Source organism: Streptomyces sp. NBC_00310, assembly GCF_036208085.1.
Taxonomy (GTDB): domain Bacteria; phylum Actinomycetota; class Actinomycetes; order Streptomycetales; family Streptomycetaceae; genus Streptomyces.
Window position 1 is genome coordinate 7,407,051 of record NZ_CP130714.1, and the last position, 26,263, is coordinate 7,433,313.

Sequence of the window (26,263 nt, forward strand, 5' to 3'; positions counted from 1 at the left end):
GCAGGCCGTCAGGAGCCGATCACGTTCTCCTGTGGGCCTGCGAGGACACTGGGGCGCGACCGCGACTACCGCGAGCCGCGCTGCTCCGCGGCTCGCGGCAGGTGGGTCACCAGCTGTGGGTCGGGGCGAGACCCCACGCGTCGAGTTCCGCCTCGACCAGCCCGTGTCCGACCGAGACGCCGGCGGACTGGAAGCCGATGGACACCGTCCCCCCGGCCCTGAGGACGAAACAGTTCATCCGGCCGGGCGGCCCCCCGGCGCCCGACACCGTGCGGAAGAGGACACCCAGGGCGGGGCCGAAGACGTCCCTGGCCTCCGGCAGCATCTCGCCGGCGTTGGACAGCGCGGCATCGGTCTGCGGATAGCCGGTGAGGTGCCGGCCGACTACCTCGGCGTACACCGCCTTGCTCAGCCGGCGGATGTGGGCCAGGTCGGTGTAACGCCCGCGCAGGCCGGCCAGCCGCAGCGTGGCGATCCCGACCATGTTGGAGGACTCCAGGTCGTCGGGCCGCCGGAAGCTCACGGGCAGCCCGACCGTGAACGGCCCGCCCGACTCGGTGGTGCCCCGCGCGGCGCGCAGGATGTTCGCGGTCATGGCGAGCATCAGCCCCGTCACGCTGCCCCCGCCGCTCTGCGCCACCCGCTCGGCGTCGGCGGCCGACACGGTGAAGGCGAGCCGGGAGCGGACCGGCGCCGCGCCCTCTGCCTGCCGTGAACGGCCGAGCAGCATCCGGGTGGCCGTGGCGGGTACCCCGGCGACCTTGCCGCGCAGCCGGGACAGGGTCAGCCGGGAGTACGTCCACATGCCTTCCGTCACCACGTCGGTGAGGTCGTCGATCAGCGACGGCTGCCCGGAGCGCCACTGTCGAGCGGTCTCCCGGGCGGCGAGTGTGGCCGCACCGATGAGGCCCTGGCCGTCGGTCAGCGCGTGCGAACCCACCAGGGACACCACGGAAGTGCCGTCGCCGACATGAGCCGCGCTCAGAACCCAGCCGCGGCCCGCATGGGCGTCGAGATCGACCCGGCAGGCAGCGTCGGCCCAGTCCATCACCTCCTCCGGGGCGATCGTCCGAGGTGAGACACGCAGGGCGGAGCAGTCGGTGTGCCGCTCCCAGACCGGACGGGCCAGCGGCAGCCGGGCCGTCCGCATCCGGCGGTTCAACGGGCCCTGGGCCAGGTTGGCGTGGAACTTCCGCAACGCTTCGGGAGCCGACCGGCCCTGCACCCGCCAGAGCAGCTGCACCGGGGGGTCGATCCTCAGCTGTTGCATCAGTACATCGCCTCCGGTGAAGCGCTGCGATCCGGCCATGTTCATGTCGTCGTCCCCGTCTCCGGCGCGAGCCCGACCAGCGGGGCCAGCGTGCGCCCGGCCAGTGCGATGGCGTCCGGATCGTGCCCGTTGACGAGCATGTTGGCCATGAGCCCGTCGATGCCGTGGCACAGCACCCGCTCCTGGAGCTGCTCGGTGACCTCGGCCGGGGTGCCGACGAAGAACCGGTCGCTCGCCGCAGCCCGTTCGGAGTCCGTCAGTTCCCCCACGTTCACGCCCGACCTGGCCAGCGCCTCCTCCAGCAGCTTGCGGGCCCGCTCGCCGTCCTCGTCGATGATCAGCGGCGTGGCGAAGCTGGTCTCCAGCGTCGCCGGATCCCGGCCGGCCTCGGCGCACCGCGTCCGCAGCGCCGCCATCTTCCGCGGCAGCTCGGAAGTCGTGCAGATGATGTTGAGGTGGTCGGCGTGCCGGGCGGCGAAGGCGAACGTCTTCTTCTCGCCACCGCCTCCGAGCAGCAGCGGTACGTCATCCCGGACCCGGGGCTCGTTGATGGCACCCTCGGCGCGGAACCAGCGCCCCTCGACTCGCGGCCGCGCCCCGCGCAGCATCGGGACGACGACGCCGAGCGCCTCCTCGAACCGGCCGAATCGCTCGGCGAGGGTACCGAACTCGTAGCCGTACTCGCGGTGTTCCTGCTCATGCCAGCCGGCGCCGACGCCGAGCACGGCGCGCCCCTGGCTGATCACGTCGAGCGTGGTGACCATCTTGGCCAGCAGGGCGGGATTGCGGTAGCCGATGCCGGTCACCATGGTCGACAGCTGCACACGGCTGGTGGCCGCAGCCAGCGCCCCGAGGAGGGTGTACGCCTCCAGCATCGGGCCGTCGGGCGGACCGATCAGCGGCGGCTGGTAGAAGTGGTCCATCGTCGTGACCAGGTCGAACCCGGCGTCCTCCGCGGCGCGCACCTGGGCGACCAGTGCGGGGAAGAGGCCGGTGACCGTCTCCGTGTGATGGAAGTACGGGATGTGATAACCGAGACGTATGCTCACGTGCTGGTCTCCTACCAGGTGACGGGAAGTTCGACGGGGCCGAAGAACTGGCCGAAGTACTTGTAGGGCAGGGCGTCGGGTTCGGCGGCGAGCCGCAGCTCCGGGACGCGGTGGAAGAGGCGGTCGAGGATCACCTGGAGCTCGGTGCGCACGATGTTCTGGCCGAGGCACTGGTGTGCTCCGTAGCCGAACGCGACATGGCGGGTGCCCGAGGCTCGCCCGATGTCGAAGCGGTCGGGGTCGGGGAAGGCGTCGGCGTCGCGGTTCGCGGGCAGGGTGGGAATCATGACACCGTCGCCCGCGCGGATGCGGACGCCGCCGATCTCCACGTCCTCCAGGGCCAGCCTGAGCGGCCCGGTGTCGGTGATCGACAGGAAGCGTAGGAGTTCCTCGACCACGGCTGGCGTGCGGGCCGGGTCGGTGGTGAGCTCGTTCAGCTGCTCCGGGTTGGCCAGCAGGGTGAGCACCGACAGCGAGATCATCGCGGCACTGGAGGCGTGTCCGGCGATCTGCAGGAGCTGCACCAGACTGGCGAGTTCGAAACGGTCGGCGACCCCTCCGTGCTCCCGGCGGGACCGGTCGATCTGACGGCTGAGGAAGTCGTCGGCCGGACTCTCCTCCTTGGCCGCGATGACACGGTCGAGGTGGGCGTGCAGGGCCTCGGCGGCGGCCCGCTGGTCGTCCTCCGTCCGAGCCTCGCGCAGCATCTTCCCGGTGTTGCGCTCGATGGCGTCGAGGTCGTCCGCCGGAACACCCAGGAACGCCTCGAGCACCAGTGTGGGTACGGGGCCCGCGAGGTGCGCGACGAGGTCGACCGGCCGGTCCGGCTGCTCCAGCATCCGGTCGATCGCCGTGTCGACGATGCGCTGGATCCGCGGCTTCATGGCGTTGATCTTGCGCACGGAGAACTCGCCGAGGACCGCGCGGCGGGCCTGGGAGTGCTCGGGTCCGTCCATGTTCACGAGAAACGGCGAGAAATAGGTCAGCGCCTTGAGTCCGCCCGGAGAAAGTTCGGGAAATCCGGGCCGAAGTTTCTCGGAACTGAAACGGGCATCGGAAAGCACCGCTCGGGCGTCTTCGTTCTTGGTGATGAGCCAGGCGCGGCGCCCATCGGACATGCGGACCTGGTGCACCCGGCCGCCCGCCTCGTCCAGTTTCCGATACGTCTCCGGAACGCTGAACGGGCAGGTGCGGAGTATGGGAAATTCCGGGGCAGCGTCCACTGCGATCTCATTCATGACAATTCCCTTGGGTATGCCGAGGGGGGATGACATGAACGGTAGCGCGGCGAATTTTCCCTCAGGGTCAGACCAGAGTCAGCTCTTTGTTAATTCTGAACCTGGGAAACTGCAGGGAATCGGTGACGGAAAAAGCCGGTCCCGGGATTGCGGCTGCGGAGGCTGCGGGGCGGTCAGTCCGTGACGAACGTCGCCAGCCCGGAGATCAGCATGTCCAGGCCCAGTTCGAACCTGCCGTCGCTGTCGGTGTCCAGCATGACGTCCACGTTGCCGACGATGGACGGGAACCGGTCCGCGGGCAGGGACGCGAAGTAGTCGCGGACGGGATCGATCCAGTCGTCCAGGTCCTTGTTCGCCAGGCGCCAGCCCTCGTAGACGTCGGCCGTCGTGTACAGGGTGAGCCGGTGCAGGGCCCAAGCCGCGATCTTCGGGGGGACGCCCACGTTCAGCAGGACCGACAGCAGCCGCTCGGTGATGGCCACGCCGATGGCGGTGGGCGGGAAGGCCGCGAAATTGTAGAGGGCGACGTCGCCGTGGGCGGACAGCACGCGCTGCATCTTCGTGTAGTGCGCCTTGAGGTCCGCGTCCCACTGCCCGGTGACCTCCGGGACGCCGACCTCCTTCATCACCCGCTCCAGCACCAGGAGCAGTAGCTCCTCGCGGTTGCGCACGTGCGCGTAAAGGCTGGACGCGACCACGCCCAGGTCGCTGGCGATCCGGCGCATGGTGACAGCGGCACTGCCCTCGGTGTCGACGACCGCGAGCGCGGCGTCGACGATCCGCTCCGCCGTGAGCGGAGCACGTTGGGGAACCTCGGTTTTCCGGCGCACCTCCCATGGCGGGAGGGGTACCTCGGCGGAGTTCGACTTCTGACGCATCACGGAGACCTTACCGGTGAGGGGGCGCCGAGGGCGCGGGGTCGGATCGGGGCGGTTCGGATTTGGGTTGACGGAGAACGCCATTCTACCGTAGAACAGTGTTCGTTTGCAGGCAGGCGTTCGGTCAAAGGGAACAATGTTTCTACGCTCGCACGACGTTCGCCGCGCAGCACTCGCCGCGCTGCCGGCGGCACTGCCCACTGTCCCGACCCCCCCCAGGAGGTCAGTATGTCCACCACTGAAACGCCGCAGGCCGTGGCCTTGCCGGAAGGCCCTGCGTTCTCTGCCAGGCGGGCATGGGCGGCCGTCGGCATCATCCTCGTCGGCGAGGTCATGGATCTGCTCGACTCCCTGGTCACGACCATTGCCGGGCCGACGATCACGCGTGACATGGGCGGCTCGCAGGAGTTCATCCAGTGGCTCGCGGCCGGGTACACCATCGCCATGGCCGCCGGACTGCTCGTCGGCGGGCGGCTCGGCGACAAGTACGGGCGCAAGAACCTCTTCCTGACCGGTCTGGCCGGCTTCACCGTGACCTCGCTGGTCTCGGCGCTGGCGACCAACCCGGAGACCCTGATCACCGCCCGGATCCTGCAGGGTCTGCTGGGTGCGCTGATGGTGCCGCAGGCGCTCGGCATCATCAGGAGCCTCTTCCCGCCGGACAAGGTCGGCATGGCCTTCGGGGTGACCGGGCCCGTGATGGCGCTGTCCGGTGTGGCCGGGCCGATCATGGCGGGCTGGCTGGTCGACGCAGACTACTTCGGCTGGAGCTGGCGGATGATCTTCGCGGTCAACCTACCGGTCGGTGTCCTCGCCCTGGTGGCCGGGTTCGTCCTGCTGCCAAGGTCGCAGCGGCAGCGGGACCTCGAGATCGACATGGTCGGGGCGCTGATCGCCGCGGCTGGGATGGCCGCCGTGATCTTCCCGCTCGTGCAGGGCCGTGAGCTCGGCTGGCCCTGGTGGGTGTTCGTGCTGCTGGCCGCCGGCATCGGTACTCTCGCCGGCTTCGTCCGCCACCAGTACCACCGGGCGGACAAGGGCCTGTCGACGCTCGTCCTTCCCGCACTCTTCGGGAAGAAGGCCTTCGTCTCCGGGCTGTTCATCGGCATCCTCTTCTTCAGCGTCATGATGGGCGGCGCGCTGCTGTTCGGCCTCTTCTTCCAGCTCGGTCTCGGGATGAGCCCGCTGAAGGCGGGCCTCGCCACGATCGCGCAGGCGGCGGGCATGCTGCTCGGGTTCGGGTTGTCCCAGGCGCTCGGGATGGCGCGACGGACCATGTTCATCGGGTTCGCCGCCACCGCCGTCGGTCTGCTGGCGGCGCTGGGAACGATCGCCGTGCAGGACGATCCGGTGAACGCTTGGTGGCTGTCGCCCGCCCTCGCGGTGATCGGTGTCGGTTCCGGACTCGCCATCGCGCCGTTCTTCGACATCGTGCTCTCGGGTGTCGATGAGGGGGAGACCGGCTCCGCCTCGGGCACCCTGACCTCCGCCCAGCAGGTGGGCAACGCGCTCGGCGCCTCCGTACTCGGCACGGTCTTCTTCTCCGTCCTGAACGGGCGGCGCGGAGAGGGGGCGTCGGCCTTCACGGCGGCGACCTCGGCGGCGCTTCTGGTGGCCCTCACGCTCGTCGCGGGCGCCGCCCTGTGCACCCGGTGGCTGCCCGAGCGGGCTGTACGGCCCGTGGAGGGGTGACGGTGCCTTCCTCCACAGCGAATGCACCGGCACCTTTTCGTTACGGCGCGGTATTGGACGCGTTGCATCGCGCTACTCCGAATGAATTCAGCCACATGGCAGGCTTCTCTGTGGCATTCGATGGGACATGATCGACGGTCTTCCGGCTCGGATGTCCGCGTGTTAGCGTGACGAGCGGCATTCCTGGCGGATCCGTTCCGAACCATACGGAAAAAAGCTCGTACCAGGACCTCGGAGTACCTGCCTGTTCGCCCGCGGTCGGCAATGAAGCCGCCGTGAGTTCCGACCGGCAAATCCTGATCGACTTCTACGAGAAGAAGATCAGGACGTCTCCTGTCTCACATCCATGATCATGGGGGTAGATGGATGGAACAGCGTACTGAGATATCGGAAAGTGGCATACTCACGGTTGCTGCCGGCGGGGCCGATCGGCAGCGGTACCGCGGAGGCGCCGGCCTGCTGCCGACGCGGCCCCTCCCGGTCTCGTTCCCGGCCTTCGACACCTGGCAAGTGCTCCTCGTCGAGAGTGAGCAGCGGCAGCAAGAGCTGCTCAGACAGGCGCTGGGCCGGCATGTGCACCAGGTGACCTGCGTCGATACGGGTGCCAAGGCGCTTGAGGTCTACGACCAGGCGGACGTGGTGCTGCTGGGTCCCGACCTTCCCGACATCGACGGGCTGGAGGTGTGCCGGGCGATCCGGGTCACCTGTGACACCCCGATCATCGTCATCACGGACCGCTCGTCCGAGTTGGATTGTGTGCTGGCCCTCCAGGCCGGGGCCGATGACTATGTGGTCCAGCCGTACGGATTCCGGGAACTCATGGCCCGGATGGACGCGGTGATGCGACGGGCGACACGACACCGGCAGGGCGAGCACGTCATCGAGCGCGGCCCGTTGCGGATCGACACGCTCACCCGTGAAGTGCGGCTGGACAGCCGGCTGATCCCGATGAGCCGCAAGGAATTCGACCTGCTCCACCTGCTCGTGGTCAATCCCGACAGTGTCGTCTCGCGCGAGCGCATCATGCGCCAGGTCTGGGAGAACTCCTGGTCCCGACGTACGATCGACACGCACGTCAGCAGTATCCGCCAAAAACTCGGTGCAAAGTCCTGGATTCTCACTGTGCGCGGTGTCGGCTTCCGTATTGGGCGGGGCGTGCCCATGATGCCGTAAAGAGAGGGAAAAGAGAAAGAAAAGATTTCACCGGCCGCCGCCGCAGCTCACCCAGCTGCGGCGGCGGCCTTTTCCATGCCCTGACCTGCCGGTCTGACCTTTCCCTGACATAAAGCTGAGTTAGGCGTGTGGAGACCTGACTGTTCCCGCCATTGGAAATGTAGAAGTCATGAAGTGGATTGGGTTGAGAGTGTGCTGAGCTCTGGTGAATAGTTGATTGCGTAATCCGATGCGTCGGAACAGAACGGGAGGTAGGACATGTTCACTGTGGTGAGCGTGGGCAGACTGGACGAGGATTGCAGCAAGGAGATAGCAGAGATCTTCTCCGACTTTGATGCGGTCACCGCGCCCCGGGTATCCGGGCTGAAGCGTCGGCAGCTGTACGCCTACTACGACGTCTTCGTCCATATTCAGGACTTCACCGGAGAGAGCGCCGGCGCGGCGGCCGACGAAGCGGCGAAGGAATTCCGGGGGACCGAACTCAGCGAGCGGCTGGCACCGCTGGTCACGGCCTACAACCCGACCGTGGCCGACGACCGTGCCGTCGCTTTCTACCACTGGGAGGGCGAGCCGTCGGTCGACAAGGAGACCGGCTTGCACAGCACGGTGATCGTGAACCGGGTCGCCGACGAGGTCATCCCCGAGGTGGCCCGGCTCTTCGGCGAACTGGACGCCACCGACTTCCCGTACCGGATGGGCACCCGGCGCCGGCAGCTGTTCGCGTACCAGGGCGTGTACTTCCACATCCAGGACTTCCCGAGCGAGAACGGCACCGCCGTGATCGATCAGGCGTGGAAGGAGGCCGACCCCCGCTTCGTGAAGATCTGCGCGGACCTGGACCCGCTGGTGAAGAAGTACGCCCCGGAGCGCTGGCGCTCCACGGCCGACCAGATCGCCGCCCGCTTCTACCACTGGGAGGCGGCGCAGTGACCGCGCGACGAGTCGTCATCACCGGCGTCGAGGTCCTCGCCCCCGGCGGGGTCGGAGCCCGGAAGTTCTGGGAGCTGCTGACCGAGGGACGCACCGCGACCCGGGGCATCACCTTCTTCGACCCCTCACCGTTCCGCTCCCGCGTGGCCGCCGAGGTCGACTTCGACCCGTACGCGCACGGCCTGACTCCGCAGGAGGTCCGGCGGATGGACCGGGCCGCCCAGTTCGCGGTGGTCGCCGCGCGTGGCGCCGTCGCCGACAGCGGCCTGGCCCTCGACGGGTACGACCCCTACCGGATCGGCGTCACGGTCGGTACCGCCGTCGGCTCCACCATGAGCCTCGACGAGGACTACCGGATCGTCAGCGACGACGGCCGCCTCGACCTGGTCGACCACACCTACGCCGACCCGCACTTCTACAACTACTTCGTACCGAGTTCCTTCGCGGCCGAGGTCGCCCGCACCGTCGGCGCGCAGGGACCGAGCAGCGTCGTGTCGGCGGGCTGCACTTCCGGGCTCGACTCGGTCGGCTACGCCGCCGAGCTGATCCGCGAGGGCACGGTCGACGTCGTGGTCGCCGGCGCCACCGATGCGCCGATCTCGCCGATCACTCTCGCCTGCTTCGACGCCATCAAGGCAACCACGCCACGCAACGACGAGCCGGAGCACGCCTCCCGGCCCTTCGACGGCACCCGCAACGGGTTCGTGCTCGGCGAGGGCGCCGCGGTATTCGTGCTCGAGGAACTCGGGAGCGCGCAGCGCCGGGGCGCCCGTGTCTACGCGGAGATCGCGGGATACGCCACCCGAAGCAACGCGTACCACATGACGGGCCTGCGCGCCGACGGCGGGGAGATGGCCGAGGCGATCACCGTCGCCCTCGACGAGGCCCGGATGAATCCCACGGACATCGACTACATCAACGCGCACGGCTCGGGGACCAAGCAGAACGACCGCCACGAGACCGCCGCGTTCAAGCGCAGCCTGGGCGACCACGCGTACCGGACACCCGTGAGCTCCATCAAGTCCATGGTGGGGCACTCGCTGGGCGCGATCGGATCCATCGAGATCGCCGCGTCGATCCTCGCGATCCGGAACAACGTCGTACCGCCCACGGCGAACCTGCACACTCCCGACCCCGAGTGCGACCTGGACTACGTGCCGCTCACCGCCCGCGATCAGCTCGTCGACACCGTCCTCACGGTCGGCAGCGGCTTCGGCGGGTTCCAGAGCGCCATGGTGCTGGCCCAGCCTGAAAGGAGTGTGGCGTGACGGCCTCAGTGGTGGTGACCGGCCTGGGTGTGGCGGCGCCCAACGGACTCGGTGGCCAGGATTTCTGGAACGCTACCCTCGCCGGCAAGAGCGGCCTCGGCCCGCTCACCCACTTCGACGCCTCCGGGTACCCGGCGCGGCTCGCCGGCGAGATCGGCGACTTCGTGGCCGAGGGGCAGCTGCCCAGCCGGCTGATGCCCCAGACCGACCGGGTCACCCGGCTCTCCCTCGTCGCGGCGGACTGGGCGCTCGCCGACGCCGGTGTGCGGCCGGCCGAACTGCCCGAGTTCCGCATGGGCGTGAGCACCGCGAGTTCGGCGGGCGGGTTCGCGTTCAGCCAGCACGAGCTGAAGAACCTGTGGAGCAAGGGCAGCCAGTACGTCAGCGCGTATCAGTCGTTCGCCTGGTTCTACGCGGTCAACACCGGCCAGATCTCCATCCGCAACGGCATGAAGGGCCCCAGCGGCGTGGTCGTCACCGACCAGGCCGGTGGGCTGGACGCGGTGGCCCAGGCCCGGCGCCAGATCCGCAAAGGCACCTCCCTCGTCGTCGCCGGCGCCGTCGACTCGCTGCTCTGCTCCTGGGGATGGGCCGGACTGCACACCAGCGGCCGCCTCAGCACCGCCGACGAGCCGACCCACGCCTACCTGCCCTTCGACGACCGGGCTGCCGGCCACGTGGCCGGTGAGGGCGGCGCCCTGCTCATCATGGAGTCGGGTGACTCCGCGAGGGCCCGCGGCGCCAGGGTGTACGGCGAGATCGCCGGGTACGCCGCCACCTTCGACGGACGCGAACCCGGTCTGCGCAAGGCCGTGGAGCTCGCCCTCGTGGACGCGGCCGTGACCGCCGCCGACGTGGACGTGGTGTTCGCCGACGCGGCGGCGGAGACGGAGCTCGACCGCGTCGAGGCCGAGGCGATCGTCGAGGTCTTCGGGCCGCACGGCGTACCGGTCACCGCGCCGAAGACGATGACGGGACGGCTGTACGCCGGAGGCGCGGCGCTCGATCTCGCCACGGCCTTCCTCGCCCTGGGCGAGGACACGATCCCGCCGACGGTCCACACCGAGCCGGCCGAACGCTACGGCCTCGACCTGGTCGTCTCCCAGCCCCGCGCCGCCCGCCTGCGCACCGCGCTCGTCCTCGCCCGGGGCCACGGCGGCTTCAACTCGGCGATGGTCGTGCGCCGCTGAGCGCACCGCCACAAGCCCGGCCGCACCCCCGATCCAGCCGTATCAGGAACAGGCAGAAACAAGAAAGAAGGCTCCCCATGTCCCGCATCTTCACGCTCAACGACCTCAAGCGGATCCTCCTCGAAGGCTCCGGCGCCCCCGACGGCACCGGCCTTGAAGGGGACATCCTCGACGCCGACTTCGCCGACATCGGCTACGACTCGCTCGCCCTGCTGGAGACCGCCAGCCGCGTCGAGCGCGAGTACGGCATCGAGCTGGACGAGACCGTCGTGGGGGAGGCGAGCACGCCCCGCGCCCTCCTCGAGGCCATCTCCGCCCACCTGCTCGCTCAGGCCGCCTGACCACGCCGCCGCGGAGCGACGCCTCAGCGCGCCACCGCAGCTCGAGACCACAGTGAAACTCGCAGGGAAATGAGGGGAAATGACAGAGCAGAAGAGCCGGGTCGTCCTGGTGACGGGTGCCACCAGCGGCATCGGTCTGGCCGTCACCCGGCTGCTGGCCGGGCAGGGGCACCGGGTGTTCATCGGGTCCCGCACCGAGGACAAGGTCGTCACGACCGTCAAGCAGCTCCAGGAGGAGCAGCTCGACGTGGACGGCGTCGTCCTGGACGTGCGGTCCCCGGACTCGATCCGCGGATTCGTCCAGGCGGCCGTCGAGCGGTTCGGCACGGTCGACGGGCTCGTCAACAACGCGGGGATCCCGGGCGGTGGAGTCACGGCCGACATCTCCGACGAACTGTGGGACGACATCGTCGACACGAACCTCAACAGCGTGTTCCGCCTGACCCGCGAGGTGCTGACCACGGGCGGGCTGCGGCACAAGGACTGGGGGCGCGTCATCAACATCGCCTCCACGGCCGGTAAGCAGGGCGTCGTCCTGGGTGCCCCGTACTCCGCGTCCAAGCACGGCGTCGTCGGTTTCACCAAGGCGCTGGGCAACGAACTGGCTCCCACCGGCATCACGGTCAACGCTGTCTGCCCGGGCTATGTCGAGACCCCGATGGCCGAGCACGTACGGCGGAACTACTCCCGCCTGTCCGGTGCCTCTGAGGCGGCGATCCTGGAGAAGTTCCAGGCCAAGATCCCGCTGGGCCGGTACTCCACCGCCGCGGAAGTGGCGGGTCTGGTCGGCTACCTGATGACCGACACGGCGGCGTCCATCACCGCCCAGGCCCTGAACGTCTGCGGCGGCCTCGGCAACTTCTGATCACCTACCGAGCACGAAGGAGTCCAACCATGCCGTCGGAGCTGCACGAGTCCCGTCACGAGATCAAGATCTCGGCCCCGGCCGAAACCGTCTACCGCATGCTCGCGCATGCCGAGGACTGGCCCCGTCTCTTCCCCCCGAACATCTACGTCGACCAGGTGGAGCGCGGCGAACGCGAGGAGCGCATCCGCATCTGGGCGACGGCCGGCGACACCGTCAAGAACTGGACGTCGCGCCGGACCCTCGACCCGGAGAACCTCCGCATCCGGTTCCGGCAGGAGGTCAGCACGCCCCCCGTGGCGGCGATGGGCGGCACCTGGCACATCGAGGCGCTCCCCTCCGGAGACGCGCTGGTGCGCCTCGACCACGACTACCAGGCGGTCGACGACGAGAGCCTCGCCTGGCTCGACGACGTCGTGGACCGCAACTCCCGCGCCGAGCTCGAGTCGCTGAAGGTGACAGCCGAGTCCGACGGTACTGCCGACGCGCTGACCTGCTCCTTCGAGGACACGGTCACGATCAGGGGCGCCGCCCGCGACGTGTACGACTTCATCGACCGGGCGGACCTGTGGACAGATCGCCTGCCGCACGTCCTCGCGGTGCGGCTGGAGGAGCCGGCACCGGGGCTGCAGACGCTCGAGATGGACACCTTGTCCAAGGACGGCACCTCGCACACCACGAAGTCGTACCGCGTGTGCCTGCCGCACCACCGGATCGCCTACAAGCAGGTCACGCTGCCCGCCCTGATCTCGCTGCACACCGGCAGCTGGACCGTTACGCCGACCGAGGACGGCGTGACGGCCTCCTCGCAGCACACGTTCACGGTCAAGACCGAGAACGTCGCGAAGATCCTGGGCGCGGACGCGACCGTACAGGACGCGATCGACTACGTCCGCACGGCGCTCAGCACCAACAGTATGGCGACCCTCGGTCTTGCCAAAGCGTTCGCCGAGGAGCGTGCCGGGGGCGACCGTCCATGACGGTGGCACAGCCGGCCGCCACGGCGGGAGTGCGTGGCATCACCCTCGACGCGGACGGCATCACCCTGTCCGGGTTGCTCGCCCTCCCGTCACAGGCTCCGTGCAGGGCGATGGTCGTCGCCCTGCACGGAGCCGGGATGAGCTCCTCGTATTTCCACGGACCGTCCCACCCTGACACGTCGTTCCTCGACCTCGCCACGAGCCTCGGGTTCGCGGCGGTGGCCGTGGACCGCCCGGGCTACGGCCTGTCGGCCCGGCAGCTGCCCCAGGGGCAGGGGATCGCGGAACAGGCGGCGACGCTCAGCGCGGCCCTGCGCTTCCTGGCGGCGCGGTTCGACACGGGCAGCGGCATCTTCCTCCTCGCCCACTCCTTCGGTGGCAAGCCGGCGCTGCGGATCGCCGCGGACGGCATGGTTCCGGAACTGCTCGGGCTCGACATCTCCGGGTGCGGCGGCGAGTACGCGGTGCCGTTCAGCGCCAGGGACACCCACGGGCGACGGAGCTGGCGGCTCAACTGGGGGCCGCTGCGGCTGTATCCGCCGGGGACGTTCCGGGCCAGTGGCAGCGTCGTCGCCTCGATTCCGCCGCGCGAGCTCGCGGACGCCGTCCGCTGGACGCAGGAGTTCTCCGAGTTCGCCGAGCGGATCCGCGTGCCCGTCCGGTTCACCTTCGCCGAGCACGAGGCCTGGTGGCAGCACGACCAGCAGGCGGTCGCCCGGCTGCGGTCACGGCTGAGCTCGGCGCCCCGCGTGGTGACGGACCATCAGCCCGACGCCGGCCACAACATCAGCCTCGGCTGGACGGCCCGCGCCTACCACCTCAGAGCCCTCGGCTTCGTGGAGGAGTGCGTGCAGGGGCGGGAGTCGGAACGGAGCCCCGCGCTGATGTCCTCCGACAGTGCCTGACACCGCCGGCGGGTTCCCCAGGCCGCCGGCCCCGACCGCACGGACGACCCGATCAGACTCACGTGAGGAAAGCAGGACCGGACATGACGCAGGACATCGTCGGTGTGTGGCATCTGGACGCCTTCCATGACGTGGACGAGGCCGGGCGGCCCGTGGGTGAGGGCCCACTGGGGCCGTCCCCGTCGGGCATGCTGATCTACACGCCCGACGGCCACGTCTCGGTGAGCATGATGCCCACCGCACCGGCTTCGCCACCCGGCCCGTCGTACATGGGGTACGCGGGCGAGTGGCGGGCACAGGATGGGAAGGTCGTGCACCATATCCGGATCTCGTCGCGCCCCGACTGGATCGGCATCGAGCAGTCGCGGGACGCCGAACTCGACGGGGACGTCCTCACCGTCCGCGCCACCCGGGAGGCGGACGCGCGTCCGCAGCGGCGGGTCCTCGTGTGGCGCAGGGCCGATCGGTCGGGGGGTACCCGATGAGCGCCTTGGCGGACACCATCGTCGGGACGGCCGAGGACGCCGACCACCCGCTGCTGATGGCCCTGAGCATCTTCGCTCCCGGAGCGGTGCACCATACGGCCACCGGTCCGCAGGACGCTGCGGCCGAGGGCAGGACCGCCGCCACGGTGGCCGCGCACCTGGGACGGCTGGGACTGGAGGGCACATGACCCCCGTCGCAGCCTCGCCCCGCGTGCTGCTCCTCGCGCACGATCTGCGCACCCCGGGCACCGAGGAGCTCGCGCGCACCGTGTCCGAGCTGCTGGCGCCGGCCGAACGCGAGCACGTCCTGCGAAAGCGGTTGGCCGCGGACCGGACCCGCTCGCTGATCGGGCAGTGGCTGGCCCGCCGGGCGGCCGCACGGATCGTCGGCGCGCCGTGGACGACCGTGTGCACCGGACGGCGCCTCGGCGGGCAGCCCTATGTGGTGGGCAGGCCGCAGGTGTCGCTGAGCATCGCGCACAGTGGCCGGTACGCGCTGGCGGCCGTGGCCCTGGGGGCGCGGGTCGGAGTTGACACGGAGCAGGTGGCGCGCGTCACCCGGCTGCCCGACGACGCCTTCCTCGGCCCAGGTGAGCGGGCGGCCCTGCACGCCGTGCCGCAGGACGAGGAACGCCGGGCTGCCCTGTGGGTGCTGAAGGAGGCGGCGGCCAAACTGACCGGCCAGGGCCTGCGTGCGGGCCTGCGGAGCATCGGCTTCGAGTGCTCGGGGGCCCGCTTCCCGCTCGTCGCGCGCACCCCCTATGCAGCGGCGCAGTTCAGAGCCTTCCGGCTCCCTGGCGGGTACGTCGCCGCGGTGGGCGTGTCTGCGGGCGAACCGCCGAGGGAACCGGTGTTCGTAACCCCCGTTCGTGAGACAGCCCCGGAGACCGGAAGGACGGACCGCTTTCATGAATGATCTCGTGCGGCAGATCAGCATCGGCAGGGACGACGACCACCTCGTTACACCCGAGCGGGTGCCCCGTGGCGACGGGGGCCAGGACGACCAGGACGAGGAGTGGGAGCAGCACATATGGCGCAGTGTCAACTGAGCGCGGGCAGGTTCCGGCCCGCCTGGCTGGAGAAGCGGTGCCTCCGGCTCACGGCGGGCCGCAGGCTCCCCTGGTGGCCACTCGGACTCCTCGTCCCCCTTCCGTAAAGTGGTGAAGGCCCTGGGGTACGAGTGGATGTGGCGCTGACCAGCACTTGTGCTGACTCGGTGCTGACTGAGGTAGCCGTTTTCGCAGGTCGGAGGGGTGGTTTCATATGTGCGGACGGTATGCGTCGAGTCGTAGGCCAGAGGATCTCGCAGGAGTCTTTGAGATCGAGAAGTGGGAGCCGGAGGAGACCCTGGAACCCGACTACAACGTGGCTCCCACCAAGGAGGTCTACGCGGTTCTCGACCGCCCTTTGAAGGACGCCGAGGACAAGAGGCCGGTTCGCCAGCTGCGGAAGCTGAAGTGGGGTCTGGTCCCCTCCTGGTCCAAGAACCCCGAGGGCGCCGCCCGGATGATCAACGCCCGTGCGGAGACCGTGCACGAGAAGCCGTCGTTCCGCCGTGCCTTCGCCACCCGGCGCTGCATCCTGCCCGCCGACGGCTACTTCGAGTGGGTCACCGGCACGGGCGAGCGGGAGCTGGAGGTCGAGGGGAAGAAGAAGCGGCCGCGCAAGCAGCCGTACTTCGTGCTGCCGGCCGACGGGTCCGTCTTCGCGATGGCCGGGCTGTACGAGTTCTGGCGGGACAAGACGCTGCCGGACGACCACCCGCGGGCCTGGTGGGCGACCTGCTCGGTGATCACGACGGAGGCCGAGGCGACCCCGCTGGCCGTGGCCCCGGAGGACGGCCCGCACGCGTTGGCCGAGATCCACCCCCGGATGCCGCTGATGCTCACGCCCGACCGCTGGGACGGCTGGCTCGATCCCGCCCGTACGGACCTCGACGACCTGCGCGGGCTGCTCGAACCGCCGCCCGCCGGGCTGATGCGCGCCTACCCCGTCTCCACGGCCGTCAGCAACGTCCGCAACAACGGTCCGGAGCTGCTGAAGGAGCTGGAGGGGCCCGAGGAGGGCACACTGTTCTGACGTGACCGAGATCAAGTCAGCGAGTTCAGCGAGTTCCGTGAGTTCCGTGAGTTCCGTGAGTTCCGTGAGTTCCGTGAGATCAGCGACCTCAGCGAGAGAAGAGATCGAGACCGAGGCCGGTACGGCCCGCGTCACCCGGTACGAGGCCAAGAGGCCGAAAGTCGTCCTCGCCGTCAGTCACGGCGCCGGTGGTGGGATCGAGGCGCGTGATCTCCAGGCCCTCGCCGCCGTCCTCCCGGCGTACGGGGTGACCGTCGCCCTGGTGGAGCAGCCGTGGCGGGTGGCCGGGAAGAAGCTGGCGCCCGCGCCGAAGACGCTGGACGTGGGCTGGCGGGGGCTGTGGCCCGCGCTGGCGAAGCCGGGACTGCCGGTGATCGCCGGCGGGCGGAGTGCCGGGGCCCGGGTGGCCTGCCGTACGGCGACGGAGCTGGGCGCGGCGGCCGTACTGGCGCTGAGCTTTCCGCTGCATCCGCCGGGCAGACCGGAGAAGTCCCGGGCCGGCGAGCTGCTCGGGGCCGGGGTGCCCACGCTCGTCGTCCAGGGCGGGAACGATCCGTTCGGGAGGCCGGAGGAGTTCCCGGAGGGCTCGTACGGGCTCGTGGAGGTGCCGTACGGCGATCACGGGTTCGCCGTGCCGAAGCGTGCGCCCCTCGGGCAGGAGGAGGCGCTGACGGTGATCACCGAGGGTGTCGTGGAGTGGATCGCGTCACTCGGATGACCGGTCCGGCGGTGGACGGGAATGCGGAGCGACGGGCCTCTGTTGTGCGGATCAGACAGCGCGAAAGACCGTGCTGACCGCCGTAGGAGAGGAAGTCCGCCGCATGGGTTCGACCTATTGCCCGAGCCGCAGCAGCCGCGCTGACCTGGACTGGACGGTGCTGCATGCGGCCAAGAGCGCGCCTGTTCGGGCGGCGGCGGGCATGGATCGTCGTCTATCCTCCGATTCTGGTGGTACCGGTTTCGGTATCGCACAGACGCTGGAGGAGGTGGGTCCGGTCACTGGGACCGACGCAGGGACCGAACGGGGCCAGGCGGAGCAGCCCGAGGGCACCGAGACCGCCGCGGAGCGCAGCGCCCGGTTCGAGCGGGACGCTCTCGAATTCCTCGATCAGATGTACTCGGCCGCGCTGCGCATGACGCGCAACCCGGCCGACGCCGAGGACCTGGTGCAGGAGACGTACGCGAAGGCGTACGCGTCCTTCCACCAGTTCCGTGAGGGCACCAACCTGAAGGCCTGGCTGTACCGCATCCTCACGAACACCTTCATCAACTCGTACCGCAAGAAGCAGCGCGAACCCCAGCGCAGCGCGGCCGAGGAGATCGAGGACTGGCAGCTGGCGCGCGCCGAGTCGCACATGTCGACCGGGCTGCGCTCCGCCGAGTCGCAGGCGCTCGACCACCTGCCCGACTCGGACGTGAAGTCGGCGCTGCAGGCGATCCCCGAGGAGTTCCGCATCGCGGTCTATCTCGCCGATGTCGAGGGCTTTGCGTACAAGGAGATCGCCGACATCATGGGGACACCCATCGGTACGGTGATGTCCCGGCTGCACCGTGGCCGCCGTCAACTGCGCGGCATGCTCGAGGACTACGCCCGTGACCGTGGGCTGGTCCCGGCCGGCGCCGGAGAGTCGAACGAAGCGAAAGGCTCGGGCTCATGAGCTGCGGAGAGCCGCACGAGACGGATTGCAGCGAAATCCTCGATCATCTCTATGAGTTCCTCGACCGAGAGATGCCCGACTCCGACTGCACCAAGTTCGAGCACCACTTCGAGGAATGCTCTCCCTGTCTGGAGAAGTACGGACTCGAACAGGCCGTCAAGAAGCTGGTCAAGCGGTGCTGTGGGCAGGACGACGTGCCCACCGATCTGCGCGCCAAGGTGATGGGCAGGATCGATCTGATCCGGTCGGGACAGACCGTGCCCGAGCACGATGTGACGGCCTCGCCGGTCACCCCGCAGGAGACCTGATCACTGAGCCCGTTCCGGGAACGGCCGTCCGGCCGCTCCCGGAACGGGCTCTGTCGTCGAATCGGGGTGGGGTGGGTGGGACGGGCTCAGACCTCGAGGCCGTTCTCGATGCGCTTGAGGCCGTGCCGGGCCAGCGCCAGGTTGCTGCGGGAGCGGTCCAGCGCGAGGTAGAGGAAGAGCGACCCCTTGCTGCTGCTCAGCGGGCGGATCAGGTGGTACTGCCGGCCCAGCGTGATCAGGATGTCCTCGATCACGTCGTTCATGTCCAGCGAGGTGAGCGTGCGCATCTTGGAGCGGACGACCTCGGTGTTCCCGGCCGCCGCGAGTTCCAGGTCGAGCTGCTGCCCGCCGCCGAGGGTGCCGAGGGACATTCCGCTGTCGTAGTCGACCAGCGCGACCCCGATCGCACCGTCGAGGGCCATGGCTTCCTTGAGCGCGGTCTCGATGTTCATCTTGCTGCCCCAATTCCTCAGTGCTGCTGACCGGTCACTGTCCGGCCAACTACGATCGAACACGAGTGACTCACCGGTCACAAACATCAACTTTGTTGAGTGTTGCGGAAGTTGGCGTTCAAAGTACTGTGCGGCGCGTGGACGTGGAGGGCGAATGGGGGGACTTGAGGAAAGGAAGCCGGCGCTCCAGGCCTCCCTGGACCGGCTTCTCGACTCTCCCGGCGTCACCGGCGTCGCCCTGATCGACGCGGTCACGGGACTCACCTACGCCACCGCGGGCGACGCCGCCCAGGCGGGGACGGGGGCGGAGTGCTCCGATCTCGCCACCCTCATCTCCGAACGGCTCGGCGCGGCGGGAGCCGAGGGGGAGTTGGAAAGCGTGGTCATGACCAGCAGGAGACGCCATCAGGTGCTGCTCTCCGTGAACCGGCCGGCCGGCGACCCGCTGTTGCTCGCGGCCGGTCTCGACCGCGACCGGGCGAACGTGGCCCTGGCGCTGCGCAGCCTCGGCGACCGGGCCCGAGAGGTGCTGGCGTGAAGTCTCCCTCGGCACGCAACGTACCCGCGCTTCTGCAGGCACTGCACCAAGAGGGTTACACCGGCACGGTACGGGTCTCCGGCTCCCCCGGTGGCACGATTCACCTGCGGGACGGCCTGATCGGCGCGATCGAGACACCGGGCGCGCCGACCGCGACGTCCGTGCTGCTCGCCTCGGGCCGGATCGACGACGACGCCTGGCTGGCCGCCTGCGCCGCCGAACCCGACGCCGACCGGCTCGGCCTCCACCTGTCGGCCGCCGGTCTGATCGGCGCCGCCGAGCTGGAGGTCGTCTGCACGGCGGCCGTGTTCGACGGGGCCTTCGCGATGGCGCTCAGCCCGCCCGGTGGCTGGGAGCTGACCGAACGGCAACCCACCCTCCTCGCCCGGCCCGGCATCGAGCCGCGGCCGCTGGCCGAGGAGACCACCCGCCGTATGGCACTGCTGACCCGGCTGTGGGGTCCCGCGGGCGAACTGGCCCGCGTCCGGCCCGGACCGGTCGACGGCCGCGGCACCGCGGACCACGAGGGCCGGCTGACTCGACGCCACCGGGACCTCGTCGAGAGCGTCAACGGCCGCCGCACCCCGCGTGACCTGGCCTTCTCTCGAGGGCGCGGACTCTACGCGGTGATGCTGGACCTCATCCGGCTGGAATCGCTCCAGGCGGTCCGATGGGAGACCACGCCCGCCCCCGACAGCCGGCCCAGCACCGCGCCCCGGATTCCGCAGGGGCAGCCGCCATCCGACGAAACGTCACCACGAGCCGGTCCCCTGCCCCGACGCAGGCCCGGTGGAGGCTCTCCCACCGGAGACCTCGGAGCGAAGGGCGGGTAGTGAGCCCCCACAAGGACCCGGCCCGCAAGCGCCGCATACGCAGCAAAGCCGCCCGCCTCCGACGGCGTTCGGTCCCGAGAGCAGCCGCCGACGACCGCCCGGTCCCACCCGCCGAAGCCCCACCCGGCCCCACGAACGCAGCCCGACCGCCGTCCGCCGAGTCCGGTGGAAGGCCGGTCGAACGGCCGCCGGCCGGTGATAGGGAGGTCGACCGACCTCTGTCCACCGCGCCCGGCGACAAGGCCGCAGAACGGCCGTCGCGCGCCGGACCCGGTGCCGCCGCGGAACTGCCCCCGTTACCCGTGCGGGGCGCGGCACCCGATCCCGCGAGCGCCGGGAACGGCACGTCGGACAACCCGGCCGTGCCGCCCCCTTTCCCGCCCCTGTCCCTGCTGTCGGCCGAGGAACTGCTCGCCGACCAGCCCTCCGTCGAAACGCTGCGGCGTGTCCGCCGCGGGCTGCGGGCTCTCCCCGAGTCCGAACGGCACCTGCCCGACTGAGCCGCTCGGACCGCACACCCACCGCAGACGTCTGGACCAAGGAGCACGTGCCCATGACCGCACACGCATCGACCGAATCGCTGACCGGCATCCTGGCCTCGCTGCGTGACCGGGTGATGGGCGTCTCCGAGAGCGTCCTGTCCACCGTGGACGGGCTTCTCGTCGTCGCCGACGTCGACAAGGTCCACGCCGAGTCCGTCGCCGCGCTGGCCGCCGCCACCCTCGGTGTCGGCCGCCGCATGGCCGACCAGTCCGGCGCCGGCGCGCTCCGCGAGGTCGTCGTCCGGTGCGGCGCCGGGCACGTCATCGTGGTCGCCGTCGGTGAGCGCACCCTGCTGACCGTCATGGGCGACGACGGCCTCGACATCGCCGCCTTCCAGCGCGAGTCCCCGGCGACCGTGGAGCAGCTCAACAAGGTGCTCGCGGCGGACGTGGCGCACTGAGGCGAAGGGCGTCCACGGTCTCGTCGACCGCCGGTGCGGTGCCAGCCGTCGGATCTCGTCACCCGGGCGGTCCGCCGACGGAGGCTGGGCCCCCGCAGTCGCTCCCGGGACGGTCGTCACGGGAGCGCCGCTTCACTCGAAGGGGCTAATCCGACCACCCCCGTCCCATGCGTTCACCCGAGCCGTCCCCTCCCGTTCCGGTCCGTCCCAGGCTCCGGAGCCTGCACTCGGGAGGTGTCATGGGGGCGGTGCCGGCATGGGCACGTGTGTACGTCCCGGTCCTCCTCGCCGGGGCCTTTCACAGGCGCCTTCCAGCCGCTGCCACCGCGCTGTGCGACGCGGTGCCGGCGGCGGCCATGGCGCACGCGCGGACGCGGTGGCCGTTCGGTCCGCTGCTGAGGAACGAGCTGCGGGCACTGCCGGGGATCGGGTCGGCGGCCCGCGCGACCGGGGTCGTCATGGCCCTGGCGGTCGGCGTCGTCGGGCTGTGGGCGCTGCCGGTGCTCGCGCTGCCACCGCTGCTCGCGCAGAGGTCGTTCCGGCACTACGCGGCCGTGCGGACCACCTACCGGCAGACCATCGCCTCGCTCGCCCGGGCCGCCGAGATCGCCGGATACGCCCCGGCCGGGCAGGTCCGGCGGGTGGCGGTGCTCAGCCGTGAGGCGGGGCGGGGCGGGAGCCGGGGGTCGGCGAGCCGGAGCCGACCGCCGGCGAGTACGCGGCGCTGATGCACGACATCGGGCAGCCGAGCCTCGTCGACCCCGTGCCGGCCGGGGCCACCGCCGGGCTCCCGGCGGCCGAGCAGCGGCGGATCACGCTGCCGGGCGGAGCGGTCGTACGGCAGACCGGCGTGGCCGCCGAGGTCGCCGAGGTCCCCGAGGTCGCGTGGTGGTGGAGCGGCAGGCAGATCCCTATCGTGAGCAGCCGGTCGGCGCGCGGATCGTGCGGGCCGCGAACGCATATGAGGAGAAAGCGCGGGCAGCAGGGCCCGAAGGGCCGCTCACGGCGCTGGAGGACCTGCGGCTGGGAACGGCTCGGGACTATCACCCGGAGGTGGTGGAATCGCTCGCGAGGGTACTGTCGAGAGACTGTCTGACCCTGCCCCCGGTGGGGTAACCCATGGGTAATGAGCGGCCCTCCATCCGGTCGTGGTTGGATGCGAGGGAGAGGGTGTACCGGGGGCGACGGCCAGCCCACTCCGATGGAACTGGCAGGCGGGAACCGTAACTGGCAGGCGGGAATCGTGAGGATCTTCGGCAAGGGACGGCATCGGCCCTCCGCCTCTTGGCGGCAGGCCACCGATCGTGCGTTCACGCTGATCGGCGACGGTCGGTACGAGGACGCGGGCGCGCTGCTGACACGTGCCGCGGACCTGGAGCCGTGGCTGTCCGAGTCCTGGTTCAACCTCGCCCTGCTGCACAAGTTCCGGCACGACTGGGAGCAGGCGCGGGCGGCCGGTCTCCGGGCCGTCGCGCTGCTCGACCGGGAGACAGGCGCGCCCGACTGGTGGAACGTGGGCATCGCCGCGACCGCCCTGCAGGACTGGCCGCTGGCCCGCCGCGCCTGGCAGGCCTACGGGTTGCGGGTGCCCGGAGGCGCCTCCCGGCCTAAGCCGGGGAGCGGTCCCGGCGACTCCGGGGAGCCGGTGGGCATGGACCTCGGCAGCGCCGCCGTACGGCTTTCGCCGGAGGGTGAGGCCGAGGTTGTGTGGGGGCGGCGGCTCGACCCCGCCCGGATCGAGGTGCTCTCCATTCCGCTGCCGTCGTCCGGGCGACGCTGGGGCGAGGTCGTTCTGCACGACGGGGTGCCGCACGGGGAGCGGACCACGGCCGCCGGGCACGCGTATCCGGTGTTCGACGAGATCGAGTTGTGGGCGCCATCTCCTGTGCCGACCTGGGTCGTGCTGCTGGAGGCGGCGACCGAGGCGGACCGGGACGCGCTGGAGCGGCTCGCGGCGGACGCCGGGTTCGCGGCGGAGGACTGGTCGTCTTCGGTGCGGTTGCTGTGCCGGCTGTGTTCGGAGTCGCGGATGCCTTCCGACGAGGGGAACGGGGAGCACCTCGATCCGCACGATCACAGTGAGCCGGGGCATCCCGGACCGCTCGGGCATGTGACGGACGGGCAGTTGTGGGCGCCGGAGCGGGAGTGCGGGATCGCCGCGCCGGCTTCGCTGGTTCGGGGGTTGCTGGACGGGTGGGTCGCGGACAGTCCGGATTCTCGTGACTGGCGGGATCTGGAAGAGGTTTGTTAGGGGGCGTGCGATCCGTTTTCGGCCGCGGGCTCGTTGTGGTTGCTCGCGCAGTTCCCCGCGCCCCTTACGGGGCGCGCTCCCCGTACCCTGTATCAGCAACTTCACCGCTTGTTGTTTTGAGGAAGGCGTACGTCTGTCATGGCCCAGCAGGACACCGATCAGCAGCACGTGGGCGTGCTCCCCGTCGATGACGAGGGTTTCGTCGTCGACACGGAGGACTGCGAGGAGCGCGAGCAGGCGTACCGGGAGCGTGGCACGTCGCTGCCGATCACCGTGGTCGGGAACCCGGTGCTGCACAAGGAGTGCAAGGACGTCACCGAGTTCGGCGACGAACTGGCGAAGCTGGTGGACGACATGTTCGCCAGCCAGCACACCGCCGAGGGCGTGGGTCTGGCCGCCAACCAGGTCGGCGTCGACCTGAAGGTCTTCGTCTACGACTGCCCGGACGACGAGGGCAAGCGGCACACCGGCGTGATCTGCAACCCCAAGCTGGTCGAACTGCCCGCCGAGGCGCGCCGGTTGGACGACAGCAACGAGGGCTGTCTGTCGGTGCCGACCGCGTACATGCCGCTCGCCCGCCCCGACTACGCGGAGGTCACCGGGCAGGACGAGAAGGGCAATCCGATCAAGGTGCGCGGCACCGGTTACTTCGCCCGCTGTCTGCAGCACGAGACCGACCACCTCTACGGCTACCTGTACATCGACCGGCTCTCCAAGCGCGAGCGCAAGGACGCGCTGCGGCAGATGGCCGAGAACGAGCCCCGGTACCCCGTGGTGGCGAACGACTGAGACGGCGAAGTGCCCGCCGAGGCGCGAGCCCGGCCGGCGCCGGGTGTCACCCTCAGGCGGCCTCCGGGCCCCGGAACGTGCGGCGGTAGGCCTGCGGGGTCGTACCCAGGGATCGTACGAACTGATGGCGCAGGGCGGCGGCGGTGCCGAAACCGGTGCGCCACGCGATCGCGTCCACCGTCTCGTCCGTCGCCTCCAGCAACCGCTGGGCCAGCAGTACCCGTTGGCGCAGGATCCAGCGGTACGGTGTGGTCCCGGTCTCCTGCTGGAAGCGGCGGGCGAACGTGCGCGGGGACATGTGCGCGCGGGCGGCGAGCTGTTCGACGGTGACCTCCTCGTCGAGGTGCTCCTCCATCCACACGAGCACCTCGCCGACCGTGTCGCACTGCGAGCGCGGCAGCGGCCGCTCGATGTACTGCGCCTGGCCGCCGTCGCGGTGCGGCGGCACGACCATCCGCCGGGCGATCTTGTTGGCCACCTCCGGCCCCTGCTCCTTGCGGACGAGGTGCAGACAGGCGTCGATGCCGGCCGCCGTGCCCGCCGAGGTGATCACCGGGTCCGCGTCCACGTACAGCACGTCCGGTTCGACCATCGCCCGCGGATACTGCCGGGACAGCTCCTCGGCGTGCAGCCAGTGCACCGCGCAGGGCCGCCCGTCCAGCAGCCCCGCCGCGCCGAGCATGAACGCCCCCGTGCACACGCTCAGCACCCGCGCACCTCGGTCGGCGGCCCGGCGCAGCGCGTCCAGCAGCTCGGCCGGGTAGGTCCGCCGCACATAGGCGTCACCCGCCGGTACGACGACGAGGTCGGCCTCGTCGAGCCGGTCCAGGCCGTACGAGGTGGAGATGGTGAACCCGGCGGGCGTACGCAGGGTCGGACCCTCCGCCGACGCGACCGCGAAGTCGTACACCGGCAGGCCCTCGTCGCTGCGGTCGACGCCGAAGACCTCGCAGACGACGCCGAGTTCGAAGGGATGCACCCCGTCCAGGAGGACGGCGGCCACGTTGTTCAGCATGCTGCCAGTGTGCCTCGGAAGTGGCAGTAATTCGAGGGGGTGCGGCAGTCCTGCCACTGTTTGTCAGGAGCGTTCGGCGCGACAGTGGTGTCCATGGAAACGACACAGCTGCAAGGACTCATCGGAACACTGGCCGTCCTCGGACTGTTCGCCCTGGTCGCACTGCCCGCGATCATCGGCGTCGTGCACGACCGGCGGGTCGACCGCCAGCTCAGGCGGGCGGCGGAACGGCGGGCCTCGCATCGCATCGCCCGCGCCGCCTGATCGCATTTCTGTTCGGATACCGGTCTCCCTCTGTGTAGCCTCTCCTCGACCCAAGGGGAGGATCATGAGACACAGAACACGCCCCGCACACGGCCGGACCCTGGCCGTGGCGGGCGGGGCGGCGGCCCTGGTGCTGTTGGCGGCGACCGGCGCCCACGCGGAGGGCCGGGGGGACGTCCGCGTGACCAAGACGGTCGTCAACGGCGGCAAGAACGTCATCGTCGGGACGTCGAAGACCATCAGGTTCCCGGTCGCCATCACCATCAAGGACAACTCCGGCGTCAAGGGGCTGACGCACGCCAGCACCTACTACGCCTACGGTGCCGAAGGCGGCGGCTTCGCCGGTTGGGACGCCACGGCCTGCAAGAAGAAGTCGTCGACCACATCGGTGTGCACGGCCACGATGTCGATCGTCCCGGCCTGGATTCCCGGCTACAGCGACGCAGACAGCAACAAGGCCGCCGGTGTCTGGCAGGTCAACGCCACCGTCAAGGCGAACGACGGCGACTACTGGATCTCCGACAACATCGCCCGGTACAAGGTCAAGCGTGCCTCGATCCTCACCACGGTCATCAAGCCCGAGAAGGTCGCCAAGGGCACGAAGATCACCGTCGCGGGCAGCCTGACCCGGGCCAACTGGGAGACCCTGAAGTACCACGGGTTCACCGGGCAGTCGGTCCAGCTCCAGTTCAAGAAGAAGGGCACCGCCCGCTACACCACCGTCAAGACGGTGAAGACGGGCAGCGCCGGGAAGATCGGCACCAAGGTCACCGCCACGGCGGCGGGCAGCTGGCGCTGGTACTTCCCCGGCACGACGACGACCGCTCGGGTCACGTCGGCCGGGGACGCGGTCACGCTCAAGTGACCTC

At 70.0% G+C, this 26,263-nt stretch carries 31 protein-coding genes and 1 pseudogene; 26 read left to right on the top strand and 6 right to left on the bottom strand.

From position 1 onward, the window contains the following. Positions 1–106: 106 nt before the first annotated feature. The 4 genes from OG202_RS32505 to OG202_RS32520 form a co-directional block, all read right to left on the bottom strand. On the bottom strand, positions 107–1,315 hold the full coding sequence (locus tag OG202_RS32505; RefSeq protein WP_327727893.1) for a hypothetical protein: 1,209 nt from the start codon (positions 1,313–1,315) through the stop codon (positions 107–109). Further along, entirely contained in the window at positions 1,312–2,319 is a 1,008-nt protein-coding gene (locus OG202_RS32510; protein WP_327727892.1) for an LLM class F420-dependent oxidoreductase, read from the bottom strand. Before OG202_RS32510 ends, OG202_RS32505 begins: the two co-directional genes overlap by 4 nt. Before the next feature lie 11 nt (positions 2,320–2,330). Next, on the bottom strand, positions 2,331–3,557 hold the full coding sequence (locus tag OG202_RS32515; RefSeq protein ID WP_327727891.1) for a cytochrome P450: 1,227 nt from the start codon (positions 3,555–3,557) through the stop codon (positions 2,331–2,333). A 173-nt stretch (positions 3,558–3,730) separates the two neighbouring features. Next, complete coding sequence (locus OG202_RS32520; RefSeq protein ID WP_327727890.1) at positions 3,731–4,435, bottom strand: TetR/AcrR family transcriptional regulator; 705 nt, start codon at positions 4,433–4,435, stop codon at positions 3,731–3,733. Between the two features lie 228 nt (positions 4,436–4,663). On the opposite strand from OG202_RS32520, the gene OG202_RS32525 reads away from it, so the two are divergent. From OG202_RS32525 to rsrA, 17 genes are all read left to right on the top strand, one after another. Beyond that, complete coding sequence (locus tag OG202_RS32525) at positions 4,664–6,127, top strand: MFS transporter (RefSeq protein ID WP_327727889.1); 1,464 nt, start codon at positions 4,664–4,666, stop codon at positions 6,125–6,127. A 366-nt stretch (positions 6,128–6,493) separates the two neighbouring features. Beyond that, entirely contained in the window at positions 6,494–7,300 is an 807-nt protein-coding gene (locus tag OG202_RS32530) for a response regulator transcription factor (protein ID WP_327727888.1), read from the top strand. A gap of 258 nt (positions 7,301–7,558) precedes the next feature. Then, entirely contained in the window at positions 7,559–8,230 is a 672-nt protein-coding gene (locus OG202_RS32535; protein ID WP_327727887.1) for a TcmI family type II polyketide cyclase, read from the top strand. Beyond that, positions 8,227–9,498, top strand: a complete 1,272-nt coding sequence (locus OG202_RS32540; protein WP_327727886.1) for a beta-ketoacyl-[acyl-carrier-protein] synthase family protein — start codon at positions 8,227–8,229, stop codon at positions 9,496–9,498. Before OG202_RS32535 ends, OG202_RS32540 begins: the two co-directional genes overlap by 4 nt. Beyond that, positions 9,495–10,688, top strand: a complete 1,194-nt coding sequence (locus OG202_RS32545; protein WP_327727885.1) for a ketosynthase chain-length factor — start codon at positions 9,495–9,497, stop codon at positions 10,686–10,688. The genes OG202_RS32540 and OG202_RS32545 overlap by 4 nt, the downstream gene beginning before the upstream one ends. 77 nt (positions 10,689–10,765) lie before the next feature. After that, positions 10,766–11,029 (top strand): acyl carrier protein, encoded by a 264-nt coding sequence (locus tag OG202_RS32550; protein ID WP_327727884.1) that lies wholly within the window; start codon positions 10,766–10,768, stop codon positions 11,027–11,029. 79 nt (positions 11,030–11,108) lie between these two features. Further along, a complete protein-coding gene (locus tag OG202_RS32555) occupies positions 11,109–11,894 on the top strand; it encodes an SDR family NAD(P)-dependent oxidoreductase (protein ID WP_327727883.1) in 786 nt (261 codons plus the stop codon). Between the two features lie 29 nt (positions 11,895–11,923). Further along, complete coding sequence (locus tag OG202_RS32560) at positions 11,924–12,874, top strand: aromatase/cyclase (protein ID WP_327727882.1); 951 nt, start codon at positions 11,924–11,926, stop codon at positions 12,872–12,874. After that, on the top strand, positions 12,871–13,779 hold the full coding sequence (locus OG202_RS32565; RefSeq protein ID WP_327727881.1) for an alpha/beta hydrolase: 909 nt from the start codon (positions 12,871–12,873) through the stop codon (positions 13,777–13,779). Before OG202_RS32560 ends, OG202_RS32565 begins: the two co-directional genes overlap by 4 nt. 83 nt (positions 13,780–13,862) lie before the next feature. Beyond that, positions 13,863–14,264, top strand: a complete 402-nt coding sequence (locus OG202_RS32570; RefSeq protein ID WP_327727880.1) for a lipocalin-like domain-containing protein — start codon at positions 13,863–13,865, stop codon at positions 14,262–14,264. Beyond that, positions 14,261–14,452 carry a hypothetical protein gene (locus OG202_RS32575; protein WP_327727879.1) on the top strand — a complete coding sequence of 64 codons (192 nt, stop codon included), beginning with the start codon at positions 14,261–14,263 and terminating at the stop codon, positions 14,450–14,452. Before OG202_RS32570 ends, OG202_RS32575 begins: the two co-directional genes overlap by 4 nt. Next, positions 14,449–15,180 (top strand): 4'-phosphopantetheinyl transferase family protein, encoded by a 732-nt coding sequence (locus tag OG202_RS32580; RefSeq protein ID WP_327727878.1) that lies wholly within the window; start codon positions 14,449–14,451, stop codon positions 15,178–15,180. The genes OG202_RS32575 and OG202_RS32580 overlap by 4 nt, the downstream gene beginning before the upstream one ends. Next, positions 15,173–15,313: a hypothetical protein gene (locus OG202_RS32585; protein ID WP_327727877.1), complete on the top strand. Its 141-nt coding sequence runs from the start codon at positions 15,173–15,175 to the stop codon at positions 15,311–15,313. The genes OG202_RS32580 and OG202_RS32585 overlap by 8 nt, the downstream gene beginning before the upstream one ends. A 214-nt stretch (positions 15,314–15,527) precedes the next feature. Next, entirely contained in the window at positions 15,528–16,343 is an 816-nt protein-coding gene (locus OG202_RS32590) for an SOS response-associated peptidase (protein WP_326577671.1), read from the top strand. A 73-nt stretch (positions 16,344–16,416) separates the two neighbouring features. Then, complete coding sequence (locus tag OG202_RS32595) at positions 16,417–17,061, top strand: alpha/beta hydrolase family protein (RefSeq protein WP_405960213.1); 645 nt, start codon at positions 16,417–16,419, stop codon at positions 17,059–17,061. 268 nt (positions 17,062–17,329) lie between these two features. Further along, entirely contained in the window at positions 17,330–18,001 is a 672-nt protein-coding gene (gene sigR / locus OG202_RS32600) for an RNA polymerase sigma factor SigR (protein ID WP_013000816.1), read from the top strand. Beyond that, positions 17,998–18,309: a mycothiol system anti-sigma-R factor gene (rsrA, locus tag OG202_RS32605; protein ID WP_257567012.1), complete on the top strand. Its 312-nt coding sequence runs from the start codon at positions 17,998–18,000 to the stop codon at positions 18,307–18,309. The genes sigR and rsrA overlap by 4 nt, the downstream gene beginning before the upstream one ends. A gap of 86 nt (positions 18,310–18,395) precedes the next feature. Here the strand turns inward: rsrA and OG202_RS32610 are convergent, their stop codons facing one another. Further along, the gene (locus OG202_RS32610) at positions 18,396–18,761 is read right to left on the bottom strand and encodes a hypothetical protein (RefSeq protein WP_327727874.1); all 366 of its coding nucleotides are present in this window, start codon (positions 18,759–18,761) and stop codon (positions 18,396–18,398) included. A 196-nt stretch (positions 18,762–18,957) separates the two neighbouring features. Between OG202_RS32610 and OG202_RS32615 the strand changes: the two genes are divergently transcribed. The 7 genes and pseudogenes from OG202_RS32615 to def all read left to right on the top strand — a co-directional run bounded on the left by OG202_RS32615 (position 18,958) and on the right by def (position 24,115). Next, positions 18,958–19,299: a hypothetical protein gene (locus tag OG202_RS32615; protein WP_327732122.1), complete on the top strand. Its 342-nt coding sequence runs from the start codon at positions 18,958–18,960 to the stop codon at positions 19,297–19,299. Continuing rightward, entirely contained in the window at positions 19,296–20,132 is an 837-nt protein-coding gene (locus tag OG202_RS32620) for a DUF4388 domain-containing protein (RefSeq protein WP_327727873.1), read from the top strand. Before OG202_RS32615 ends, OG202_RS32620 begins: the two co-directional genes overlap by 4 nt. A 362-nt stretch (positions 20,133–20,494) precedes the next feature. Beyond that, positions 20,495–20,632 carry a hypothetical protein gene (locus tag OG202_RS32625; protein WP_326577666.1) on the top strand — a complete coding sequence of 46 codons (138 nt, stop codon included), beginning with the start codon at positions 20,495–20,497 and terminating at the stop codon, positions 20,630–20,632. 53 nt (positions 20,633–20,685) lie between these two features. Next, positions 20,686–21,075: a roadblock/LC7 domain-containing protein gene (locus OG202_RS32630; protein ID WP_326577665.1), complete on the top strand. Its 390-nt coding sequence runs from the start codon at positions 20,686–20,688 to the stop codon at positions 21,073–21,075. 323 nt (positions 21,076–21,398) lie between these two features. Beyond that, positions 21,399–22,191 (top strand): annotated as a pseudogene (locus tag OG202_RS32635) (metal-dependent phosphohydrolase); the annotation flags it as partial. Positions 22,192–22,318: 127 nt separating this feature from the next. After that, positions 22,319–23,326, top strand: a complete 1,008-nt coding sequence (locus tag OG202_RS32640) for a tetratricopeptide repeat protein (RefSeq protein WP_326585627.1) — start codon at positions 22,319–22,321, stop codon at positions 23,324–23,326. Between the two features lie 138 nt (positions 23,327–23,464). Beyond that, positions 23,465–24,115 (top strand): peptide deformylase, encoded by a 651-nt coding sequence (gene def / locus OG202_RS32645; RefSeq protein WP_326577664.1) that lies wholly within the window; start codon positions 23,465–23,467, stop codon positions 24,113–24,115. A 52-nt stretch (positions 24,116–24,167) separates the two neighbouring features. Here def and OG202_RS32650 read toward each other — a convergent pair whose 3' ends face one another. Beyond that, positions 24,168–25,130: a GlxA family transcriptional regulator gene (locus OG202_RS32650; protein WP_327727872.1), complete on the bottom strand. Its 963-nt coding sequence runs from the start codon at positions 25,128–25,130 to the stop codon at positions 24,168–24,170. Positions 25,131–25,223: 93 nt separating this feature from the next. Between OG202_RS32650 and OG202_RS32655 the strand changes: the two genes are divergently transcribed. After that, a complete protein-coding gene (locus OG202_RS32655) occupies positions 25,224–25,394 on the top strand; it encodes a hypothetical protein (RefSeq protein ID WP_326577662.1) in 171 nt (56 codons plus the stop codon). A 64-nt stretch (positions 25,395–25,458) separates the two neighbouring features. After that, a complete protein-coding gene (locus OG202_RS32660; protein WP_326577661.1) occupies positions 25,459–26,259 on the top strand; it encodes a hypothetical protein in 801 nt (266 codons plus the stop codon). The last annotated feature ends 4 nt before the right edge of the window (positions 26,260–26,263 follow it).

Excerpts from the sequence above, each read along its gene's own strand:
- OG202_RS32505 (WP_327727893.1), bottom strand. The coding sequence starts at position 1,315 with ATGAACATGGCCGGATCGCAGCGCTTCACCGGAGGCGATGTACTGATG.
- OG202_RS32515 (WP_327727891.1), bottom strand. The coding sequence starts at position 3,557 with ATGAATGAGATCGCAGTGGACGCTGCCCCGGAATTTCCCATACTCCGC.
- OG202_RS32520 (WP_327727890.1), bottom strand. The coding sequence starts at position 4,435 with ATGCGTCAGAAGTCGAACTCCGCCGAGGTACCCCTCCCGCCATGGGAG.
- OG202_RS32525 (WP_327727889.1), top strand. The coding sequence starts at position 4,664 with ATGTCCACCACTGAAACGCCGCAGGCCGTGGCCTTGCCGGAAGGCCCT.
- OG202_RS32530 (WP_327727888.1), top strand. The coding sequence starts at position 6,494 with ATGGAACAGCGTACTGAGATATCGGAAAGTGGCATACTCACGGTTGCT.
- OG202_RS32535 (WP_327727887.1), top strand. The coding sequence starts at position 7,559 with ATGTTCACTGTGGTGAGCGTGGGCAGACTGGACGAGGATTGCAGCAAG.
- OG202_RS32550 (WP_327727884.1), top strand. The coding sequence starts at position 10,766 with ATGTCCCGCATCTTCACGCTCAACGACCTCAAGCGGATCCTCCTCGAA.
- OG202_RS32555 (WP_327727883.1), top strand. The coding sequence starts at position 11,109 with ATGACAGAGCAGAAGAGCCGGGTCGTCCTGGTGACGGGTGCCACCAGC.
- OG202_RS32560 (WP_327727882.1), top strand. The coding sequence starts at position 11,924 with ATGCCGTCGGAGCTGCACGAGTCCCGTCACGAGATCAAGATCTCGGCC.
- OG202_RS32565 (WP_327727881.1), top strand. The coding sequence starts at position 12,871 with ATGACGGTGGCACAGCCGGCCGCCACGGCGGGAGTGCGTGGCATCACC.
- OG202_RS32570 (WP_327727880.1), top strand. The coding sequence starts at position 13,863 with ATGACGCAGGACATCGTCGGTGTGTGGCATCTGGACGCCTTCCATGAC.
- OG202_RS32575 (WP_327727879.1), top strand. The coding sequence starts at position 14,261 with ATGAGCGCCTTGGCGGACACCATCGTCGGGACGGCCGAGGACGCCGAC.
- OG202_RS32580 (WP_327727878.1), top strand. The coding sequence starts at position 14,449 with ATGACCCCCGTCGCAGCCTCGCCCCGCGTGCTGCTCCTCGCGCACGAT.
- OG202_RS32585 (WP_327727877.1), top strand. The coding sequence starts at position 15,173 with ATGAATGATCTCGTGCGGCAGATCAGCATCGGCAGGGACGACGACCAC.
- OG202_RS32590 (WP_326577671.1), top strand. The coding sequence starts at position 15,528 with ATGTGCGGACGGTATGCGTCGAGTCGTAGGCCAGAGGATCTCGCAGGA.
- rsrA (WP_257567012.1), top strand. The coding sequence starts at position 17,998 with ATGAGCTGCGGAGAGCCGCACGAGACGGATTGCAGCGAAATCCTCGAT.
- OG202_RS32610 (WP_327727874.1), bottom strand. The coding sequence starts at position 18,761 with ATGAACATCGAGACCGCGCTCAAGGAAGCCATGGCCCTCGACGGTGCG.
- OG202_RS32630 (WP_326577665.1), top strand. The coding sequence starts at position 20,686 with ATGACCGCACACGCATCGACCGAATCGCTGACCGGCATCCTGGCCTCG.
- def (WP_326577664.1), top strand. The coding sequence starts at position 23,465 with ATGGCCCAGCAGGACACCGATCAGCAGCACGTGGGCGTGCTCCCCGTC.
- OG202_RS32650 (WP_327727872.1), bottom strand. The coding sequence starts at position 25,130 with ATGCTGAACAACGTGGCCGCCGTCCTCCTGGACGGGGTGCATCCCTTC.
- OG202_RS32655 (WP_326577662.1), top strand. The coding sequence starts at position 25,224 with ATGGAAACGACACAGCTGCAAGGACTCATCGGAACACTGGCCGTCCTC.
- OG202_RS32660 (WP_326577661.1), top strand. The coding sequence starts at position 25,459 with ATGAGACACAGAACACGCCCCGCACACGGCCGGACCCTGGCCGTGGCG.